1 protein-coding gene is annotated in these 1,574 nt (G+C 69.4%); it reads left to right on the forward strand.

Annotated features, from left to right (window positions below):
- Positions 1-9 precede the first annotated feature (9 nt).
- The coding region (locus tag ACYJSS_RS30650; RefSeq protein WP_459481270.1) for a type VI secretion system Vgr family protein at positions 10-1,574 on the forward strand (1,565 nt) is incomplete at its 3' end.

A 1,574-nucleotide genomic window follows, 5' to 3' on the forward strand; every position in this document is an offset into this window, starting at 1 on the left:
CGTCACCGCCTGCAGGTGGGCGAACTCGACGTCGGGCTCGACGTCCTCGCCTTCGTCGGGGACGAGACGCTCAGCCAGCCCTTCACCTACCAGGTCGAGTTCACCTCGTCCCAGCGCGACCTCCCCTCCAGGCGCATCGTCGGGCAGCCCGCCAGCTTCAGCCTCTTCGCGCCCCCCGCACCGGTGCCCTTCGCCGGCCTGGGCGCGCCGCCGGCCCAGCCGCTGCGCACCCTGCACGGCGTGGTCACGGGCTTCCGGCGGATCTCCGGCTCCAACGACGAGGCCCGCTACGAAATCACCCTGCAGCCGCGCCTGACCCTGCTCGGGCGGGGCCGGCAATACCGCATCTACCAGCACCTCTCGGTGCCCGAGATCGTCGAGCAGATCCTGCGCAGCGACCGCCACCGCTGGGCCGGGCAGGACTTCTTCTTCGACCTCAGGCGCGACTACCCCAAGCGCGAGCAGGTCATGCAATACGACGAGAGCGACCTGGCCTTCATCCAGCGCCTGCTGGCCGAGGTGGGCATCTGGTACCGCTTCACCGCCGACGAGCGCCTGGGCATCGATGTCGTCGAGTTCCATGATGACCAGCGCAACTACCGGTTCGGCGTCCAGCTGCCCTACCGCCCGCCGTCCGGCACCGTCAGCAGCGGCCAGGACGCCGTCTGGGATCTGCAGACGAGCCACGGCGTGGTGGAAAGGAACCTGCGCATCCGCGCCTACACCCCGCGTGACGCGACGGCCTACCTCGACGGCGACCTCGACCAGACCCGGGGCGACCCGACCACCTACGGCGAGGCCTATCACTACGGCGAGCCCTACATCGAGCTGGACGACCCCGGCTCCCGCGACGAAGACCTGAAAAGCGAAAGCGGCTACTTCTATGCCCGCCTCGCCCACGAGCGCTACCTCAACGACCAGACCCGCCTCGACGGCCGCACCAGCAGCGCCACCCTGGCACCTGGGCAGGTGCTGAAGATCGAGGGCGGCGCGCCCGAGGCCTTCACCCCTGGCGCCGTCATCACCCGCCTGGTCACCGTCGCCGCCCGCGATCGCAGCTTCGAAGCCCGCTTCGAGGCCATCCCCTACAGCGAAAGCGTGTGCTTTCGCCCGCCGCTGCTGCCGCGGCCCGTGATCGCCGGCACCATCCCGGCCCGCGTCACCAGCGCGCAGGCCGACGACCTCTACAGCCACATCGACCTGGAGGGCCGCTACAAGGTCAACTTCCTCTTCGACCAGGACACCTGGCCCGCCGGCCAGGAAAGCATGTGGCTGCGCCTGGCACGCGCCTATGCCGGGGATACCCACGGCCTGCACCTGCCGCTGATCCAGGGCACCGAGGTGGGCATCGCCTTCGAGCGCGGCGACCCGGACCGGGGCTTCATCGCCTTCGCCCTGCACGACAGCCGGCACCCCGACCTCGTCACCCTGAAGAACTACAAGCGCAACGTCCTGCGCACCCCGTCCAACAACAAGCTGCGCCTGGACGACACCCGTGGCCAGGAACACATCAAGCTCAGCACCGAGCACAGCGGCAAGAGCCAGCTCAACCTCGGCCACCTGGTGGATGGGCA

It is taken from the genome of Pseudomonas sp. No.21, from assembly GCF_054558415.1.